Consider the following 19,216-nt stretch of genomic DNA (forward strand, 5'->3'; position numbering starts at 1 on the left):
GGGGTGGCCGAAGGTTGGCCGGGGGTGCGGGCGGCGGGTCAGCGCGGCAGCAGACGGCGCGGGCCGCGCGCGGTGGCGACGAGTTCCTCCACCGTCGCGAGCTTGACGCGCGGACGTCCGTCGCGGTGTCCACGGGCCTCCTCGGCCCGCTGGATGGCCGCCAGCCCCCGGGCGTCGACGAGGTGCCGGCTGCGGCGCCGGGCCAGGCGGTGGAAGGCCTTCGCCCCGCCGGACGGCGCGGGCAGCGCCCCGGCGGCGGCGTCCGCGATCAGCGAGCCGACGGTCTCCGCCGCGCACGTGCGGTTGGCCCCGATGCCGCCGGACGGACCGCGCTTGATCCACCCGACCACGTACGTCCCCGGCGCTCCCGCGACCCGGCCGGCCTCGTGCGGCACCGTCCCGCTCGCCTCGTCGAACGGCAGCCCCGGCACCGCCACCCCCCGGTAGCCGACGGCCCGCAGCAGCATCCCGGCCGGGATCTCCGCCTCGCCGTCCGCACCGGTGACCCGCAGGGCGCGGACGCCTCCCCCGGTCTCCTCCGCGCGGCCCTCGGCCGTTCCGCCGAGGGCCGCCACCGGCGCCGAGCGGAACCGGAGGACGATGCGGCGCTCCGCCCCGGGCGGACGCGACCAGTCCACCCGCTCCCGCTCGGCGCCGCGCAGCACGGCGGCCTTGTCCTGCGGCCGGGCGGCGTCGAGTGCGTCCGTGACGCGCGGGTCGTGTGCGTCCACGACCAGCCGGACGCCGTCCAGGTGCGTCAGGGCGAGCAGTTCGGACCGGGTGCAGGCGGCGTCCTCCGGGCCCCGGCGACCCAGCAGCACCACCTCGCGCACCCTGCTGCGGCGCAGGGCGGCCAGCGCGTGGTCGGCGATGTCGGTCCCGGCGAGCGCCTCGGGGTCGGCGACGAGGATGCGGGCCACGTCGAGCGCCACGTTCCCGTTGCCCACCACGACGACCCGCTCGGCGGAGAGGTCCACCGCGTCCGGGGCGACCTCGGGGTGGGCGTTGTACCAGGCCACGAACGTGGTCGCCGCGATGCTGCCCGGCAGGTCCTCGCCGGGGACGCCGGTCCGGCGGTCCGCGGAGGCGCCGACGGCGTAGACGACGGCGTCGTGGTGCGCGGCCAGCTCCTCCGGGGTGACGTCCCGGCCGACCTCCAGGCCGAGCTCCATCCGCACCCGGGGGTGGTGGTGGAAGCGGGCGAACGTCTCCCCGACGCCCTTCGTGGCGGGGTGGTCGGGCGCGACGCCGTAGCGCACGAGGCCGCCGGCCACCGGCAGCCGGTCCACGAGCGTCACCTCGGCGTCGGTGTGGAGCAGCAGGTCCTCGGCCGCGTACATCCCGGCCGGCCCGGTGCCGACGACGGCGACCCGGAGCCTCGGGAAGTCCGGCGGCAGCACGCGCTCGAACCGGGGGCGGCCCCAGGCGTGGAAGTTCGGCCCGGTCACGGAGGTGCCGGGGTCCCTGCCCTCGAAGTACGCCGCGTTGAGGGCGGCGTACTCCTTCTGCCCCTCACGCAGCCGGTCCACGGGGACGACGGCGTCCACGGGGCAGGCGTCCGCGCACGCGCCGCAGTCGATGCACGCCCTCGGGTCGATGTGGAGCATCTCCGTGCTGCCGAAGGCCCGCTCCTCGGGCGTCGGGTGGATGCAGTTGACCGGGCAGACGGCCACGCAGGTGGCGTCGTTGCAGCAGGTCTGGGTGATGGCGTAGGCCATGGTGACGGTCAGCTCGCTCGGATCAAGGGGTCAGATCAGGTTCGCGCGCTTGTAGAACGCCAGCGCGGGCCTGGTGAGGAGGCGGGCGGAGGCCAGGAACTCCATCAGGCCGGAGCAGCTGGAGCGCATCATCGCCTTGTGGTGCTGGTTCGCCTTCGCCTCGGCGACGGCCCGCTCGGCGTCCAGCCCGGCGTTCTCGTACACCTTCTTGTTCACCATGCTGGTGACGATGAAGTAGGACGCGACGGCCACGACGAAGGCGTTGATCTGGCGACGCGCCCACCCCGCCCCGCGCAGCCGCTTGCGCGTCTCGTCCCGGGCGAACTTCATGTGCCGGGACTCCTCGACGACGTGGATGTTGTTGATCGTACGGACGAACGGCACCACCCGCTCGTCCCGCATCCAGTCGCGCTGCATGACGTCCAGGACCTCCTCGGCGACGAGGATCGCCGCGTACGCCGCCTCGCCGAACGCCAGCGTCTTGAAGGCGCGGCCCAGTTCGAGGACGAGCCGGTGCGGCCGGTAGGCCGGGGCACCGAGCTTCTGCGCGCCCCGGGCGAACATGATCGAGTGCCGGCACTCCTCGGCGATCTCGGTCAGCGCCCACTGGAACTCCGCGCCGGTCGGGTCCTTGGCGTAGATGTCCCGCAGCACCATCTGCTGGAGGATCATCTCGAACCAGATCCCCGTGCTGGCGACGGACGCCGCCTCCTGCCGCGTCAGCTCCCTGCGCTGCGGCTCGGTCAGCTCGTTCCAGTACGCGGTGCCATAGAGCGTGCTCCACTCCGGGCTCGCGCCGTGGAACTCCTTGTCCAGCGGCGTCTCCCAGTCGACCTCGGTGGGCGGGTCGTACGCGAGCTGGGCGGCCGAGTCGAGCAAGCGGCGGGCGACGTCCTGCTCGTCGGGCCGGTCCGCGCTCTCCGACAGGTCGGGCCGAACGGTGCTGCTTGCCATGGCGGAGCTCCTCGTGTCGAGTGCGGGGTCCTTGGTCGACGACGGCGGTGGGGCGGGCGACCACCCCTTGTTAGACAGACCGTATAGCAAGCCTCGGAGGCTTTCCTACCCTTCGGTAAGAAGTTTGTGCCCCACGCGCATGTGACCCCCTCCCCGTGCGCGAGGGATGAGTCCCGGACAGGACCGGAGCCGTGCGGACGGGGGTGCGCCGCACGGCTCCGGTGGTTGAGGGGGACAGGGGGTCAGTTGGCGAGGGCCGTCCAGCGCGCGGCCGGGGCGCCGTCGTCGGTGGCCTGGACGACGAGGCCGTCCTCGCGGGCGGCCAGGGACAGGCCGCTGTGCTTGGCCTTCAGGGTGAGCGTTCCGTCGTCGTCGGTGATCTCCCACTGCTGGTTGGCGGTTCCGGTGCAGGTGTACTGGACGACCTCGGCGCCGTCGTCCGCCGAGCTGCCCGCGACGTCGGCACAGAGGCCGCTGCCCGCGTTCTTGAGCCGGTAGGTGCCGTTGTCGTCGCGGGTGACGTTCCACTTCTGCGCGGGTGAGGCGGACTCCCCGGCGAGCCGCAGCTGCCCGGCGTTCTCGTCGCCGGGGGCCGCGAGCCGGCCGTCGCCCGAGCCGCTGACCAGCGCGTACTGGCCGTCCTCGACGGGCGGCGGGACGACCTCCTCGGTGCCCGTCGTCAGCGCGAAGACGTGCACGGCGCTGTTCTTCGGCAGCGTGACGGCCGCGACCCGCTTCTCCGGGTCGACGCGCAGGGTCGTGGTGTAGAGGCGGTAGTCGATGTCCGGGTAGGCGGGGCCGGAGCGGGTGTTCTTGCCCTTCGTGCTGAGGGCGGTCTTCGCGCCGTACCTGTCCGTCGGCAGGCAGCACCAGTTGGGGAAGCCCAGCGTCTCCTCGGCGGTGGAGCCGTCGGTGTAGTGGACGGTGGCCGTGCCTCCGGCGGAGCCGCTGGTGCCGGTCCCGAGGAAGGCCAGGGCGTTGCCCCGCGCGTCCCCGGGGACCTTGACCGTCTGCCCGGTGGCGGCGACGTTGTCCCGCGTGCCCGGCTCGGCGTCCGGCCAGGTGAACGCGAAGCCGTTCGCCTCGACCGTGGCGCCCGGCGTCGCTCCCCGCTCCGCCAGCCTCTCGGCGATGAAGCTGGAACCGCCGCCGTCCAGGTCGCCCGGCTCCGGGTCGTCCGACGCCGTCACGCCGACGTTGTTCGCCGCCGAGGCGAGCGAGGCGTGGGCGAGGGTCGTGCTCGTCCCCGCGCGGACGTCGTAGGCCGTGCCGCGGGTCCGGTAGCGCACGGCGGCGGTCAGCTCGTGGCGTCCCGGTTCGGCGGACGCCGGGGGCGTCACCGTGTAGCGGACGGTGAACGTCTGCCCGTCGCGCAGGGCCTTCCGCGTCGTCGCGCCCTCCGCCGTGACGTCCCAGCCCTCGGGCGCGGTGACGGTGGTGCGGGTGACGTCGACGGGCTTGCCGGTGTCGTTGGTGAACGACGCCGTGACCTCCTGCGCGGCCTCGGGCGAGCCGATCACCGGCGTCGTCGCGTCGAAGGCGACGTCACGGTCCTGCGGGTGCGTGCCGCCGACCGACCCGGCGCCGTCGATGCGCACGGTCGTCGTGCCGTCGGTCGGCACCGTGGCCGTCCTGATGTGGACGACGCCGCTCGGGGCGTCGTAGTACCAGCCGGAGTCGGCGGCGTTCAGCGCCTCCTCGCTGCGGTACTCCGTGAGGTTGCGCTTCCCGGCCCGGACGCGCGCCGGGTCGGTGTTCGTGTGCACGGTCAGGCCGTAGCGCCGCTCGGTGGGCCTGCCCTCGTAGGTGCCCTCCAGCGCGCCGATGGCGACCGTCACCGGGCCGCGCTCGCGGGCGTCCGGCGCGGTGACCTCGAACCGCTGCGTGGCCGACTCACCGGCCGCGTGGGCCCGGGTGCGGCCGTCGTCCTCGTAGAGGGTGAAGGAGGAGGTGCCCTGCGGGTAGACGTCCAGGTCGAGCTGCCCGGCGTTCTTGCCCTCCTGCCAGTCGAGGGTGCCCTCGGGGAACATCGGCACGACGGCGCCCGCCCGGACGAACAGCGGCAGCGTGTCCAGCGGCGCGCGGTAGCCGTCGAGCGTCTGCCCGCCCTCGTGGACGCGGCCGGTCCAGTAGTCGACCCAGCGGCCCTCGGGGAGGTAGATGCCGTCGCGGACGTCGCTGTCCTCGTAGACGGGCGCCACCAGGAAGTCGTCCCCGGCCAGGAACTCGTACTTCGCCTTGTCGCCCCAGGTGTTCGGGTCGTCCGGGTAGTTCAGGTACAGCGGGCGGGTCGGGCCGACGCCGTCCTTCGAGGCGTTCGCGCTGTGCGTGTAGAAGTAGGGCAGCAGCCGCTCGTGGAGCAGCATGTACTTCCTGTTGATGTCGGTGTACGGCTGCCCGTAGCGCCAGGGCTGCTTGTCGGACGCCGCCCAGCCGCTCATCAGGTACGTCATCGGCAGGAACATCTTCCACTGCATGTCGCGGACGTACGTCTCGGCGCTGCCGCCGAAGATGCCGTCCACGTCACCGGTGGTCATGTGCTGGCCGGACATGGTGGAACCGGCGTAGGTGGGGATCTGCCAGCGGATGTAGTCCCAGGTGCCGGACTGGTCGCCGCTCCACATCGCGCCGCAGCGCTGCGTGCCGGCCCAGCCCTCCACCGTCAGGACGGTGGCCCGGTCCTCGCTGTGCTCCTCGATGCCGCGCTGCGACTCCTCGCAGGCGTCGAGCGCGAAGCGGTAGCCGGGGCCGACCCAGGCGACGTCGGTCTTGCGGACGCGGACGCCGGCGGAGACCTCGGACTCCTGCTCGGTGAGGTCCGACTCCGTCCACAGGCCGAGCTCGGCGCCGCGCTCGTGGAGCATGTCCGCCGTCTCGGGCAGCTGCTCGTAGCCGCAGCCGTAGCCGTCGTTGACCAGCATCCAGCCCAGCGGCAGCCCGTGCTCGGTGTAGCCGTCCGCGATCTCCGTGGAGTCCCGCAGCGTCTCGCGCTCGCCGCGGTTGGCGTTGTGCAGATAGCAGTCGGCGTCGCCGATCTCCAGGGCGTACATCGGCATCATGGCCGGACGGCCGGTCAGCTCGGTGTACCCGTCGATGACCTCCTTGGCGTCGCCGACGAAGTAGTAGGCGTCGAAGCGCTGTTCGGCGTGGGTGGTGCGCACCGGGGAGCGGAAGTCGTAGGCGCCCGGCGCGAAGGTGTTGCGCAGGACGCCGTAGCCCTGGCTGGAGACGTAGAACGGCACGGCGTTGGGGTTGCCGCCGTCGTTCCAGTCGTAGTCGCGGGTGATGTCGATCGTCTGGTCGCGGTGGCTGAAGCGGCCGTTCTGCATGCCGCCGCCGAAGAACTGCTCGCGCTCGCCCTGGGCGAGCGTCTGCACGGTGCCGTCGTCCGACCACGACAGCGGCGCCGTCTCACGCCACAGCTCACGGCCGTCCTCGTCGGCGAGGGCGAGCGTGGCGGGCGACTTGGTGATCGTGAGCGTGGCCTCGTCGGACCGGATGACGTGGGCGTCGTCGGTCTCGGTGTGCGTGGACCCCGCGCCGTCGTGGTCCCGCCCCACGACGATGTCGGCGTCGGGGGCGTCCGGGTCGTCGGGGTCGTCGTTCGCGGGGTCGGAGAAGGTGCCGTCGGGGGCGAGGTGGACGCGCACCAGGTCGTCGTCGTGGAACGTCACCCGCAGCTTCGCCTCGCCCGAGGACACCGTGTAGGTGTCGCCGTCGGCGGAGAAGCCGGTGACGTCCCCCAGGGAGTGGCCGGGCGGGGCGGCGGGGGCCTTCGGCACGGCCGCGTGGAGGGGTGCCGCCGCGCCGGTGGCGATCAGTGTGGTGGCCAGGACGGAGATGAGCAGGGGTGCTCTGACCGCATGGTTCATGAGGCAGGCTCCGATACAGGGAAGGTGCCCCCGATGAAACGGCCCGGAACACGCATCCGTCAACACTGCGGATGCAAGTTCTTGCTCATTTCCGGGCCACAGGACTCATGAACGCGCGTAATGTGCGCGGTGGGCGCGCGGCCCCGCGCCGTCCCGCCGACCTCAGCGCAGCTCCTTGCCCAACAGCACGCACACCGTCTCGTGACGCCGCAGCGAGCCGTCGGGGCCCCGGACGTCCCAGCCGTCCGGCCGCCGGTCGAACGCCACGTACCCCAGCCGCTCGTACAGCGCCCGCGCCCGTGGGTTGCCCTCCTCCACCGCCAGCTCCGCCCGCCGCAGGCCCCGCGCCCCGATCCGCAACTCCGCCGCCCCGATCAGCCGCGTACCGATCCCGCGCGACCGCAGCCGGGGGTGCACGGCCAGCTGCCACAGCGTCCCGGCACCCTCGCGCACCCGGTAGTCGACGCCGCCGAGGGCCACCGGCCGTCCGTCGGCGGCGCAGACCGCCAGGTAGTCGACCTCACCGCGCCGGGCCCGCTCCAACTGCCCTGCCACGTTGGCCAGATGCAGCTCCGAACCCGCCCAGCCGCACTCCCGGAGGTCCGCCGGACGAAGATCGCGCACCGTGAGCCGGTCCGTCGTCCCGCTCATCCTCATCGCCTCCCGGCCGCCCAGCCTCCGCCCCCACCCACCCCCGCGCAACCGGATTCCCTGCCCCACCGGGCGGCGGCCCCACCGGGCGGAGCTACGCCGTGAGGGGGGCGACGTCGTCGCAGAGGTAGGCGCGCATCGCCGCCGTGTGCGTGGGGAAGGCGAGGTCGACCGGCTCGGTGAGCACCAGCCACTCCGTGGCCTCGGCCGTCGGCCGCGACGCGGGCAGTGTCTCCTCGGCCCGCTCGGGCAGGAGGGCGAAGACGTTGAGCGTGGCGACGGCACTCTGCGCGCCGAACAGGCGGACGTGGACGGCGTCGGCCGTCAGCTCCGTCTCCTCCCACAGCTCCCGGACGGCGGCCTGCTCCCAGGTCTCGCCGAGTTCCATGTAGCCGCCCGGCAGCGCCAGTTGACCGCGGCACGGTTCGATGTCACGCCGCACGACGACCAGCCCGCGCCCGCCCGAGGCCAGCGTGACGGGCTGCAGGGCGACGGCGACCGGAAGCGGGTTGGCCCAGCGTGTCTCGCCGCACCCCGGGCAGTCCCTCGGCCATCCGGCGTCGGCCGCGTAGCCGGTCCCGCAGTAGGGGCAGTGGGTGAATCTGCGGCCCGGGGTGTACGCCATGGCGAACGGTTCCTCTCTGCGACGGCGCCCCGCGGGCACCCGACGGCGGCGGCCCGTACCGCGAAGCTCCGCCGCGGGCCGCCCCCGCCCGCCGGCGTCGGCCGACGGGCGGGCGCACACGGTGTCAGCCGCGCGCGGGCACGAAGTTGACGAGCTTCGGGGCGCGCACGATCACCCGGGCGACGCTCGCGCCCCCGAGGGCGGCCTGCACCTTCCCGGACTGGAGCGCCAGCCGCTGGAGCTCCTCCTCGCCGATGTCGGGCGCGACCTCCAGCCGGTCGCGGAACTTGCCCGCCACCTGCACGACGCACGTCACCTGGTCCTCGACGAGCAGCGCCGGGTCCGCCTCGGGCCAGCCCGCCCGGAGCACCGAGGGCTCCTCGCCGAGCCGGACCCAGCAGTCCTCGGCGGTGAACGGCGCGAAGCAGGCCAGCATGCGGACCAGCGCGGAGGCGCCCTCGCGGACGGCCGCGTCCCCCGGTCCGGGCGTGCGGTCCACGGCCTGCCGCAGGACGTTCGTGAGCTGCATCAGGCGGGCGATGCCGACGTTGAAGCGCTTGGTCTCCATCGCCTGCGTCGCCTCGTCGACGAGCCGGTGCACGGACACCCGCAGCTCCTGGTCCGCGTCGCCGGACGCGGGGGCCGCCGCGCCGACGTCCCCGGCCAGCCGCCACACGCGCGCGAGCCACTTCACCGAGCCGGCCGGGGAGACGTCCGCCCAGTCGATGTCGTCCTCGGGCGGGCTGGCGAACAGCATCGTGACGCGCACGGCGTCGGGGCCGTGCTGGGCGATCTGCTCCTGGAGGTTGACCAGGTTGCCCAGGCTCTTGCTCATCGCCTTGCCGTTCATGATCACCTGGCCCTGGTTGGTCAGGCGGGTGAACGGCTCGGTGAAGGGGACCATCCCGAGGTCGTGCAGGACCTTGGTGAGGAACCGGGCGTACATCAGGTGGCCGGTGGCGTGCTCCTTGCCCCCGACGTACTCGTCGACGGGCAGCCAGGCGGCGATGCCGGCCGGGTCGAAGGGGCCGTCCTCGTAGCCCGGGTTCGGGTAGCGCAGGAAGTACCACGAGGAGTCCACGAAGGTGTCCATCGTGTCCGTGTCCCGGCGGGCCTCGCCCCCGCAGGAGGGGCAGTCCGTGCGCACCCACTCCGTGGCCGTCTCCAGCGGGGCCTTGCCGCCCTCCGGGCGGAGCGTGTAGCCGCTCTCGGGCAGCTTGACCGGCAGCTGGTCGTCCGGAACGGGGACCGCGCCGCACGCGTCGCAGTACACGATCGGGATGGGGGTGCCCCAGTAGCGCTGGCGGGAGAGCAGCCAGTCGCGCAGCCGGTAGGTGACGGCCCCCTGGCCGACCTCCCGCTGCTCCAGGTCGGCGATGACGCGCGCGATGGCCTCGTCCTTGCGCAGCCCGTCCAGCGAGCCGGAGTTGACGAGGACGCCGTCCCCGGCCGTCGCGACGCCGGTCTGGGCCGGGTCGGCCTCGCCGGTGTCGACGACGACGCGCACCGGCAGGTCGAAGGCGCGGGCGAAGTTCAGGTCGCGCTGGTCGTGCGCGGGGACGGCCATGACGGCGCCCGTGCCGTAGTCGGCCAGCACGTAGTCGGAGGCGTAGACGGGCAGCTTCTCACCGCTGACCGGGTTGAGCGCGTGGCGGCCGAGGAAGACGCCGGTCATCGGGCGGTCGATCGCCAGCCGGTCCATCTCGGCCTTGGAGGCCAGGCCCGCGCGGTACTCCTCGAACCGGGTCCGGTGCTCGGCGTCGCACAGCTCGTCGGCCAGCGCGGAGTCGGCGGCCACGACGAAGAACGTCGCTCCGTACAGGGTGTCCGGCCGGGTGCTGAAGACGCGGACGGGCTCGTCCCGGCCCTCGACGGCGAAGTCGATGTGCGCACCGGTGGAGCGGCCGATCCAGTTCCGCTGCATGCTGAGGATCTCGTCCGGCCACCTGCCCTGGAGCTGGTCCATGTCGTCCAGCAGCCGCTGCGCGTACTGCGTGGTGCGGAAGAACCACTGGGTCAGGTTCCGCTTGACGACGTCCGTGCCGCACCGCTCGCACTTGCCCTGGACGACCTGCTCGTTCGCGAGGACGGTCTCGTCGGTGGGGCACCAGTTGACCGGCGCCTCCTTGCGGTAGGCGAGACCGTGCTCGTACAGCTTCAGGAACAGCCACTGGTTCCAGCGGTAGTACTCCGGGTCGGAGGTGTGGAACCGGGTGCGCCAGTCGAAGGAGATGCCCAGCCGCTCGAAGGACGCGGCCTGGATGTCGATGTTCCCGTACGTCCAGTCGCGCGGGTCGAGGTCGCGCTTGCGGGCGGCGTTCTCGGCGGGCAGGCCGAAGGAGTCCCACGCGATGGGGTTGAGGACCTGGTGACCGCGCATGCGCGCGAAGCGGGCCATGGTGTCGCTGATGCTGTACACCTCGGCGTGGCCCATGTGGAGGTCGCCCGAGGGGTAGGGGAACATGCTGACGACAAGGGTGCGCTTGTCGTCCTTGGGGCCGGCCGGAGTGAGGTCCCCCGCCTCGAAGAGCCGCTCGTCCTTCCACACCCGGAGCCACCTGTCGATGTTGGCGTGCGGGTCGTAGGTCTCCCGGGCGGTGGCCCCGTGCTCGTCAGCCATCTGTTCCAGTCCTCGTCGCGGGCAGTGTCGGGCCCGTACGGACCCGGTGTGGCGGTGGTGGCGGGTGGGCGCTCCGGAACGCCGCAGGCCGACCGGCTCCCGCCCCCGACAGGGTAGCGCGGCCACTCCCCGCGCCCGCCGGTGTGCCGAGGGCCGGGACGGGCGCCCGTCCCGGCCCTCGGGACGGGCCGCTCAGGGGCGCGCCGGGCCGGACGAGCCGCGTCGGACGAGGCTGGGCCGCAGGACCGCGTGGCGGTCGGCCGTGCGCCCCTCGACCGCACGCTCCAGCAGGAGCCGCACGGCGGTCCGGCCGAGCTCCGGGCGGGGCTGGTCGACGCTGGTGAGCCGGGGCCTGACCAGCGCGGCGACGGTGCTGTTGTCGTAGCCGACGACGGACAGCCGTTCGGGTACCGGTACGCCGAGGTCGTGCGCGGCGTCCAGCAGCGCGACGGCGGTGAGGTCGTTGTTGGCGAGCAGGGCGGTGGCGCCCGAGGTGACGAGCGGGGCGGCGTGGGCGCGCAGGTCGTCGGCGTGCTCCGCCACCACGACCCGGGGGGTCAGTCCGGCGCGACGGACCGCCGTCTCGTAGCCGCGCCGCCGCCCCTCGGCGGCCGGGCGGCGGGAGGTGGTGACGAAGACGATCTCCCGGTGGCCGAGGTCGAGCAGGTGCGCCACCGCCTGGTCCGCGCCGGCCGCGTCGTCGTTGGCGACGGTGTCGACGCCCTCGGGCGGGTGCTCGGGGCGGCCGACGACGACGACCGGGGTGCGGCGCGCGGCGGCCCGGAGGGCGGCCCCGTCCACCCAGCTGCTGATCGCGACGACGCCGTCGACGTTCAGCTCCACCAGGGTGCCGAGCTGGGTGGCGAGCCGCTCGGCGTCGCGTCGGCCGTGGGCCAGCAGGACGCCGAACCCCGCCTCGGCGGCGGCCTCCTCGACGCCGGCGACCACGTCGGTGTGGTACGGGTTCGCCAGGTCGGTGAGCAGGACCCCCAGCAGCATGGTGCGTCCCTGGACGAGGCCGCGCGCCAGGGCGTTGGAGCGGTAGCCCAGCTGGTCGGCGGCGGCGGCGATGCGCGCCCTGGCGCTCTCGCTGACCCCGGGGCCGCCGCGCAGCGCCAGGGACACCAGCGATTTGGACACCCCCGCGACCCGGGCGACGTCGAGGATCGTGGGGCGGCGCGAGGGGGCGTGGGGCATGCGCCCAGTATGCAGCGACGCGGGTCCGCACCGGCCCGGACCACCCCTACTCCCCTTTGACCTGGAACGTTCCACCGGACGACCCCACCGAGTGTTTGGAACGTTCCAGAACCGACCCTCACCCGTTGGCCTTTCGGGCGCCGGGAGTTCACCCACCGCCCATACGTTCGCCGTCACGACACCGATCAGGGGAGCCGATGAACCAGCCGCCCGCACCCGTACCGCCCGCCCTCGCCCACCGGCCGGAGGCCCTGCTGCTCGACTTCGGCGGCGTCGTCTTCCACACCGAGAAGCGGCCCGAGGGCCGTCGGGACGCGGCCGCCCTGCTCCACCGCGAGCTGGCCACCGCCGGGCACCTGGTGCCCGAGGAGGAGCTGCGGGCCTCGCTCGACGCCGGGCTGGCGGCGCTCAAGGACTGGAAGAACGCCGCAGGCCGCCGTCGCGCGCCCGTCGAGCTGACCCACCGCGAGATCTGGGAGGACTTCCTCGCCTCCGACCTGCCCGAGCCGGTCCGGGCCGTCCTCGCGGGCAGCGCGGGCTGGCTCCTCGGCGCCCTCACGCCGCTGCTCTCGGAGCACACCGTCCGCCCCGGCGTCCGCGACCTGCTGCACACCGCGCGGCGGCGCGGCGTCCGCGTGGGCATCGTCAGCAACGCCCACGCCGGGCGCTCGCACCGGGCGCTGCTGCGTGAGCACGGCCTGGAGGAGCTGGTGGACGTGCAGCTCTACTCCGACGAGGTCGGCGTCCGCAAGCCGCACCCGGCCATCGTCGAACGGGCCGCCCGGGCCCTGGCGACGCGGCCCGAGCGCTGCTGGTTCGTCGGCGACACCCTGGACCGCGACGTCGCCGCCGGGCGCCGGGCCGGGGTGGCGGCCGTCGTCGTCACCCGCGACAAGCACACCGACCGCCCGCCCTACCCCGTCGCCGTCCGGCCGGACGCCGTCTTCGACACCCCCGAGGGACTCGTCCCCGTCCTCGCCGCCGCCCGGGACACCCCGCCCCCGGCTCCTCCGGCCTCCCCGCCCCACACCGGCTCGCAGCGGGCCGACGGTCGCCCGGCGGCGCTGCTGCTCGACCACGGCGGCGTCATCGCCAACGCCGTCAAGGATCCTCAGGCGCAGCGGGAGTTCGGGCTGCGCCTGGCCGCACGGCTGCGCCGGGCGGGACACGACGTGCCGGACGCCGCCGCCGTCGAGGCCCTCACCACCGCGCGACGCGCGCACCAGCGGTGGAAGGGCGAGGCCGACGCCGGGCCCCTCGTCCCCGAGGTCACCCCGGTGCAGTACTGGCAGGACTTCTTCGGCACCGCCTTCGGCCCGGACGTGCGGGCCTGGCTGGCCGCCGAGGCCGTCGCGCTCAGCCACGAGTGGGCCCACATCAAGAGCCGCCCCACCCTGCGCGAGGGCGCGGCCGACCTCCTCGGCCGCTGCCGCGAACTCGCCATCCCCGTCGCGGTCGTCTCCAACACCGTCTGCGGGCGCAGCGTGCGCGAACGCATGGCCTCCTTCGGCATCGCGGAGCTGGTCGGCGTGCACGTGTACTCCGACGAGCTCGGCCGCCGCAAGCCGGACCCGCTCACCGTGCGCGAGGCACTGCGCGCCCTGGCCGTGGACGCCGGGGCGTGCTGGTTCGCCGGGGACAAGCCCGGCCGGGACATGGCCGCCGCACGGAGCGCCGGTATCGGCACCACCGTCCTCGTGCGCGGCGGCTCGCTGGACGACGCCGCGCTGGCCCGCCACCTCGCGACGCCCGGCCCCACCCGGCCCGACCGCGTCGTCACCTCCCTGGCCGAGCTGCTCCCCCTGCTCTCCCCCCGTTCCTGACCGCGCGGTGCCGCGCCCGGCCCCCACCCGCCCGCGGCACCGCCCGCCTCCCCCTCGCCCGACGAAAGGCCAAGGCACCCGATGTCCTCGTCCACCGCTCCCCGCACCACCGGCTCACCCCCGCCGGCCGCCACCCGCCGCTCCCTCGACCCGACCGACCTCGGCTCGGCGCAGAAGCTCATGGTCTTCGTGCTGTCGATGACGCTCTTCGGGCTCGCCAACATCCTCACCGAGGTGCTGCCCGAGGTGAAGCTCGGGCCGGTCGAACTCTCCGTCTCCTACCTGGCGTTCGTGCCGGTGGTGATGGTCTGCCTCTTCCACCCGCTGTACGCCGCGCTCGGCGCGCCGCTCGGCGAGATCGTCTTCGTCGACCTGCTGATGGGCGACTTCTCCGGCTTCGCCGAACTGGAGGGCTACATCCAGCTCGCCCTCGGCCTCTACATCGCGGGTTCGCTGGTGCGCGACCCGCTCCGGCGGGGCCGGGTCGCGCTGGCGGCCGTCGTCGCGGTCGGGGTGGACAAGATGCTCGGCGGCATCGTCGACATCGGCAAGGTGTACGTCGGCGTGGCCGACGCCGAGTACGTCGAGGGCCTCGCGGAGAGCGTCCTGCTGCTGGAGGGCATCGCGTTCTCCACCGACCTCCTCATCAGCGGCCTGCTGTTCGGAGCCCTGCCCGCCGCCTACCTGGCGCCGCGCCTGCACGGACGGATCGAGCCGCTCCTGGGCCTCGCGCCGCGCGACCCCGCCCAGCCGCTGCGGCTGCGCGCCCGGGTGAGCGCCCGCTTCCTGCTGCTCGGCATCTTCCTGACGTTCGTCGCCATGATCGCCGCGTTCATGGAGGAGCTGGACGCCAACTTCGGCGTCTGGGAGCCGGGCTTCATCGACCAGTACGGGGAGAAGTTCCTCTGGATCGGCGTCTCGGCCGCGCTGATCGTGCTGGTCGCGCTCGTCCTCGCGGCCCGTGCCCTGAACCGGTCCCGCGCGGCGCGCGCCGGAGCCCCGCGATGACGGCCCCCGCCCCGCACGCCGGCCCGGCCGTCGAGATCCGGGACCTGACCTTCCGCTACCCCGGAGCGCGGAACGACAGCCTCCGGGGCGTCGACCTCACCATCGAGCAGGGCGACTTCACCGCCGTCGTCGGCGGCAACGGCTCCGGCAAGACGACCCTGTGCAAGACGTTCAACGGACTCGTGCCGCACTTCTGGTCCGGCGCGTACAGCGGCAGCGTCCGCGTCTTCGGCCAGGACACCGCCGAGACCGGGGTCGCGGCCCTCAGCCACCGGGTCGGCTACGTCTACCAGGACTTCGGCAACCAGCTCGTGCGGCCGACCGTCCACGACGAGGTGTCCTTCGGCCCGGTGAACTTCGGCCTGCCCGACTGGCGCGCGCGGACCGAGGAGGCGCTCGACATGCTGGGCATCGCCCCGCTGCGCGACCGCTACACCTGGCAGCTCTCCGGCGGCCAGCAGCACCTCGTGGCCCTCGCCGGCGTCCTGGCGATGCGCCCCGGCCTGGTGGTGGTGGACGAGCCGGTGGCCGAGCTGGACCCGGAGCGGGCCGAGGAGATCTACCGCCGGCTGGCCGACGTCAACCGGAACCTGGGGACGACGGTGGTCGTGATCGAGCACCACGCAGAGTTCGTCGCCCGGTACTGCCGGAGCGTGCTGCTCATGGCCGACGGCGCGCCGGTGTGGCACCTCCCCGTCGCCGAGGCCCTGGCCCGCACCGGGGAGCTCGCCGCCCACGGCATCCCCGCACCCCAGGTGGTGCGGCTGGCCCGCACGGTCGAGCCCGAGGGCGAGGTGCCGCTGACCGTCGAGCAGGCCGTCCGCTGGCTGGACGCCCGTGCCGCGCGCCCCGTCCCCGAACCCGTCGCCGAGCCAGTCCCCCAGCCGACGGTCCCCGCACCGGCGGAGCCCCGGCAGCCACCATCCGTCACCGCCCCGTCCGTCCCCGCCCCGCCCGTCGTCGCCGCGCTGCGCGGCGTCCGGCACGGCTACCGGGACGTGCACGGCGGCCTCACCCCCGTGCTGCGGGACGTGGACCTGGAGCTGCGCGAGGGGGAGCGCATCGCCCTCGTCGGCGGCAACGGGGCCGGCAAGTCCACCCTGCTGCGCCTGCTCACCGGGCTCAAGGTGCCGCGTTCCGGCACCGTCGAGGTCACCGGGACCGACACGCGCTCCGTCCGGCCGGCCGAGCTGGCCGACCGGGTCGCCTACCTCTACCAGCGCCCGGAGCAGATGTTCCTCGCCGACAGCGTCCGCGCGGACATCGAGATGTACCCGCGCGGGCGCGGCCGCCACGACACCGACGTCCTGGTGGCCGACGTGCTGGAACGCATCCGGCTCACCGCACTCGCCGACCGGGACGGGCGCACCCTCTCCGGGGGCCAGCAGCGCCGCGCCACCCTGGGCATCGGCCTGGCCATGACACCCGCGCTGCTGCTCCTGGACGAGCCGACCTCCAGCCTCGACGTGGCCACCCGCGACGACGTGATCGCCATGCTCGACGCCCTCGCGGACCGCATCCGCTGCGTCGTCGTCGCCACCCACGACATGCACCTCGTCGCCGAGTGGGCGACGCGGGTCGTCGCGCTCGGCGAGGGCCGGGTGCTCAGGGACGCGCCCCCGGCGGAGTTCTTCGCCGACCGGGACCTGCTGGACCGGGTCCGCGTCGTCCCGCCGCAGATCACCGCGCTGGGCACCGCGCTGGGCATGGTGCCGCCACCCCTGACCGTGGACGAGTGCGCCGGACGCCTGTCCGTCGCCGTGCAGGAGGCCGGAGCGTGAAGAGGACCGAACGCGACACCCTGAGCGTCGAGTGGGTCAAGCTCGAACTGCTGCGCACCGCCTACGCCACACGCGGCGGCCTGCTCGCCCGGCTGGACCCGCGCATCGTGCTGTTCTGGTACGTGCTGGTGGCGGCGAGCCCCTGGTTCACCCACAACCTGACCGTCCTGGCCCTGCTCTTCGCCCTGGCCGCCGCGGCCGTGGTGACCTGCCGGGTCGGCCCCCTCGTCGTCGGCCTGTTCGTCTTCGGCCTGATCACCGAGACGGGGTACCTCGTCACCGCCGCCTGGTTCTTCGACGGCGACCTCACCACCGTGCTGTCGCTGGGCGAACTCACCCTGAAACTCGGCACCGTGAGCATGGCGAGCATGGCGGCGTTCGTGTCGCTGGACCCGGAGAAGCTCTCCGACGCCCTGCTGAGCCTGCGGGCACCGGCGCTGGTCAGCTTCGGCGTCTCCTACGGGTACCGGATGCTGCCGATCCTCGTCGACGAGTTCCAGACCGTGATCGACGGCTACCGGCTGCGCTCCGCCCCGCCCGCGTCACGCGGCCTGTTCGGGTGGCGGGTGCTGCTGCGCGGCGCGAAGATCACCGTGTACGCCTTCTACCCGATGATGCTCAACACGGCCAAGCGCACCCGCACGACGGTGGAGGCCCTGGAGACGCGGGGCTTCACCTACGCCATGGTCCACAGCGACGGCCGCCGCATCCGGCTGGCCCACCTGAAGGTCCGCCCCCTCGACCTCGCCGTCCTCGCGGCCACCGCCGCCCTCGTCGCCGCGGCCTACACCCTCGGCGCCCAGTACCCCACCTCCGCCCAACCCTGACCCGTCCCGCGCGGCCGTCCGCTACGGCACACCACGCGCGCAGCCCCGCTCCCCGTCCTGTTGACGCACACCTCCCCGGCTCGGCGAATTGACCGAAGGTGGAGGCCGGAGCGGGGTTCCTCAGGCAGGGTGGGACCCGCACGTCGTGGACCGACGGGCCGGCGGGGACGGGCGTGAGAGAACCTGGAGCCTCCCCGTCCCCCCGGCCCCGGCGACCGAGAACCGACGGACGCGTTGTGCGGCACCAGGAGGACATGTGGCGACCGAGACCTTCAGCATCGACAAGCGGCCCCTGCGGGAACTGCTGGGGCAGGTCGAGGCGGGGAAGATCCAGTTGCCCGAGTTCCAACGCGGCTGGGTCTGGCCGTGGCCGAACATCGCGAGTCTGCTGGCCTCGGTGTCCCTCAACTACCCGATCGGGACGGTGATGCTGCTCCAGGGCGGCGGGGACGTCCGGTTCAAGTACCGGCCGATCGAGGGGGCCGCCCCCGACGAGCAGGTGGAGCCGGAGTCGCTGGTCCTCGACGGGCAGCAGCGGCTCACCTCGCTGTTCCAGTCCCTGGCGATGGACAGCCCGGTGGAGACCCAGGACGAGCGCAAGCGCCGGGTGAGCGGCTGGTTCTACGTCGACATGGTCAAGGCGCTCGACGAGAACGAGGACCGTGAGGACGCGATCCGCTTCGTGCCACCCTCCCGCAAGGTGGTCAACTTCCGGGGCGAGGTCCTGGAGGACTACTCCACACGGGAGTTGGAGTACCAGCACCGCTTCTTCCCGCTGCGCTGCCTCTTCGACAACTCCTGGGGCGACGGCTTCGCCCGCCACTGGAGCTTCGCGCCGGAGGAGATGGAGCTCTGGTACGGCTTCCGGGACGGCTTCGTCCACTCCTTCAACCTCTACCACTTCCCCGTCATCCAACTCGGCAAGAGCACGCCCCGCCAGGCGGTCTGCCAGGTCTTCGAGAAGGTCAACACCGGCGGCGTCACCCTCACCGTCTTCGAACTGCTGACGGCGACGTACGCCGCCGACGAGTTCGATCTGCGCCGCCACTGGGAGGAGTGCTGCTCCGCCTGGGACGCGCCCGAGTACGGCATCCTGCGGGAGGTCTCCAACACCGACTTCCTCCAGGCCGTCACGCTCCTCGCCACCGCCCAGCGGCGGCGTCGGGAGCAGGAGGCCGGTACGGACGAGGAACGCCTGCCGCGTATCGGCTGCAAGCGCAAGGAGATGCTCCTGCTGGGCCTGGAGGACTACCGGCGCTACGCACCCGACGTCGTCGCCGGGTTCAAGTCCGCCGCCAAGTTCCTGCGCCAGCAGTTCGTCTTCGACACCCGCTTCCTCCCCTACGGCACCCAGCTCATCCCCCTGGCCGCGATCTTCGCCCTCGCGGGCAAGGACGCGGAGACCGCCGGCGCCCAGGAGAAGCTGGCCCGCTGGTACTGGTCCGGCGTCTTCGGCGAGCTGTACGGCGGGACCACCGAGACCCGCTTCAACCTCGACCTTCCCGACGTCGTCGACTGGATCCGCGGATCGGCCCAGGAACCCCGGACGGTCACCCAGGCACAGTTCACGGCCAGCCGCCTGCTGACCCTGCGGACCCGGCAGAGCGCCGCCTACAAGGGCATCTACGCGCTCCTGCTCAAGGCGGGCGCGGCGGACTGGCGGACGGGCGAGAAGGCGGAGGTCAGCGTCTACTTCGACGGGGCGATGGACATCCACCACATCTTCCCGCAGTCCTGGTGCCAGAAGAACGGCTACGACCGCTCCGTCTACAACTCCATCGTCAACAAGACGCCGCTGACGGCCCGCACCAACCGGATCATCGGCGGCCACGCACCGTCCGAGTACCTGCACCGGCTCGCCAAGGCGGCCGAGACCAGCCCGGAGGGCGTCGACCAGCGCGTCGAGACGCACCTCGCGAACCCCGGGCTGATGCGGGCCGACGACTTCGACGCCTTCTTCGAGGAGCGCCGCAAGGTCCTCCAGGACCACATCGCGGCGGCGATGGGCAAGGCGGTCGTCGACGACCACATCCCCAACCAACGCCCCGAAACCACCCCCCACGCGGCGGAGCCCGCCGTCACCCCTCCCCCGGGCCCGTAACACCCACGGCGATCCCGTGACGACCGGTCGGTCCGGAGG

The 19,216-nt window shown here is 73.4% G+C and carries 12 protein-coding genes; 5 read left to right on the forward strand and 7 right to left on the reverse strand.

Annotation, left to right across the window (positions count from 1 at the left end; all coding sequences use genetic code 11):
* Positions 1–38: 38 nt before the first annotated feature.
* The 7 genes from V6D49_RS06800 to V6D49_RS06830 all read right to left on the reverse strand — a co-directional run bounded on the left by V6D49_RS06800 (position 39) and on the right by V6D49_RS06830 (position 11,637).
* A complete protein-coding gene (locus tag V6D49_RS06800) occupies positions 39–1,718 on the reverse strand; it encodes an FAD-dependent oxidoreductase (protein WP_340558000.1) in 1,680 nt (559 codons plus the stop codon).
* Positions 1,719–1,748: 30 nt separating this feature from the next.
* Entirely contained in the window at positions 1,749–2,672 is a 924-nt protein-coding gene (locus V6D49_RS06805) for an AurF N-oxygenase family protein (protein WP_340558001.1), read from the reverse strand.
* A 242-nt stretch (positions 2,673–2,914) separates the two neighbouring features.
* On the reverse strand, positions 2,915–6,544 hold the full coding sequence (locus V6D49_RS06810) for a TIM-barrel domain-containing protein (RefSeq protein WP_340558002.1): 3,630 nt from the start codon (positions 6,542–6,544) through the stop codon (positions 2,915–2,917).
* Positions 6,545–6,706: 162 nt separating this feature from the next.
* Complete coding sequence (locus tag V6D49_RS06815) at positions 6,707–7,195, reverse strand: GNAT family N-acetyltransferase (protein ID WP_340558003.1); 489 nt, start codon at positions 7,193–7,195, stop codon at positions 6,707–6,709.
* 94 nt (positions 7,196–7,289) lie between these two features.
* Positions 7,290–7,820: an NUDIX domain-containing protein gene (locus V6D49_RS06820; RefSeq protein WP_340558004.1), complete on the reverse strand. Its 531-nt coding sequence runs from the start codon at positions 7,818–7,820 to the stop codon at positions 7,290–7,292.
* Between the two features lie 124 nt (positions 7,821–7,944).
* Positions 7,945–10,440, reverse strand: a complete 2,496-nt coding sequence (leuS, locus tag V6D49_RS06825; RefSeq protein ID WP_340558005.1) for a leucine--tRNA ligase — start codon at positions 10,438–10,440, stop codon at positions 7,945–7,947.
* 192 nt (positions 10,441–10,632) lie between these two features.
* Positions 10,633–11,637, reverse strand: coding sequence for a LacI family DNA-binding transcriptional regulator (locus V6D49_RS06830; protein ID WP_340558007.1), 1,005 nt, complete (start codon positions 11,635–11,637; stop codon positions 10,633–10,635).
* Between the two features lie 197 nt (positions 11,638–11,834).
* Here V6D49_RS06830 and V6D49_RS06835 point away from each other — a divergent pair, with 197 nt between their 5' ends.
* The 5 genes from V6D49_RS06835 to V6D49_RS06855 all read left to right on the forward strand — a co-directional run bounded on the left by V6D49_RS06835 (position 11,835) and on the right by V6D49_RS06855 (position 19,177).
* On the forward strand, positions 11,835–13,460 hold the full coding sequence (locus tag V6D49_RS06835) for an HAD family hydrolase (protein WP_340558009.1): 1,626 nt from the start codon (positions 11,835–11,837) through the stop codon (positions 13,458–13,460).
* Between the two features lie 81 nt (positions 13,461–13,541).
* Positions 13,542–14,468 (forward strand): hypothetical protein, encoded by a 927-nt coding sequence (locus V6D49_RS06840; RefSeq protein WP_340558011.1) that lies wholly within the window; start codon positions 13,542–13,544, stop codon positions 14,466–14,468.
* Entirely contained in the window at positions 14,465–16,249 is a 1,785-nt protein-coding gene (locus tag V6D49_RS06845; protein WP_340558012.1) for an ABC transporter ATP-binding protein, read from the forward strand. Before V6D49_RS06840 ends, V6D49_RS06845 begins: the two co-directional genes overlap by 4 nt.
* Entirely contained in the window at positions 16,246–17,076 is an 831-nt protein-coding gene (locus tag V6D49_RS06850) for an energy-coupling factor transporter transmembrane component T family protein (RefSeq protein WP_340558014.1), read from the forward strand. Before V6D49_RS06845 ends, V6D49_RS06850 begins: the two co-directional genes overlap by 4 nt.
* A gap of 256 nt (positions 17,077–17,332) precedes the next feature.
* Positions 17,333–19,177, forward strand: coding sequence for a GmrSD restriction endonuclease domain-containing protein (locus V6D49_RS06855; RefSeq protein WP_340558015.1), 1,845 nt, complete (start codon positions 17,333–17,335; stop codon positions 19,175–19,177).
* The last annotated feature ends 39 nt before the right edge of the window (positions 19,178–19,216 follow it).

This window comes from Streptomyces sp. GSL17-111, from assembly GCF_037911585.1.
GTDB lineage: Bacteria > Actinomycetota > Actinomycetes > Streptomycetales > Streptomycetaceae > Streptomyces.

Bases quoted from the DNA above. Each gene is read 5' to 3' on its own strand.
- V6D49_RS06835 (WP_340558009.1), top strand. From the start codon at position 11,835: ATGAACCAGCCGCCCGCACCCGTACCGCCCGCCCTCGCCCACCGGCCG.
- V6D49_RS06840 (WP_340558011.1), top strand. From the start codon at position 13,542: ATGTCCTCGTCCACCGCTCCCCGCACCACCGGCTCACCCCCGCCGGCC.
- V6D49_RS06845 (WP_340558012.1), top strand. From the start codon at position 14,465: ATGACGGCCCCCGCCCCGCACGCCGGCCCGGCCGTCGAGATCCGGGAC.
- V6D49_RS06830 (WP_340558007.1), bottom strand. From the start codon at position 11,637: ATGCCCCACGCCCCCTCGCGCCGCCCCACGATCCTCGACGTCGCCCGG.
- V6D49_RS06805 (WP_340558001.1), bottom strand. From the start codon at position 2,672: ATGGCAAGCAGCACCGTTCGGCCCGACCTGTCGGAGAGCGCGGACCGG.
- leuS (WP_340558005.1), bottom strand. From the start codon at position 10,440: ATGGCTGACGAGCACGGGGCCACCGCCCGGGAGACCTACGACCCGCAC.
- V6D49_RS06820 (WP_340558004.1), bottom strand. From the start codon at position 7,820: ATGGCGTACACCCCGGGCCGCAGATTCACCCACTGCCCCTACTGCGGG.
- V6D49_RS06800 (WP_340558000.1), bottom strand. From the start codon at position 1,718: ATGGCCTACGCCATCACCCAGACCTGCTGCAACGACGCCACCTGCGTG.
- V6D49_RS06815 (WP_340558003.1), bottom strand. From the start codon at position 7,195: ATGAGCGGGACGACGGACCGGCTCACGGTGCGCGATCTTCGTCCGGCG.
- V6D49_RS06810 (WP_340558002.1), bottom strand. From the start codon at position 6,544: ATGAACCATGCGGTCAGAGCACCCCTGCTCATCTCCGTCCTGGCCACC.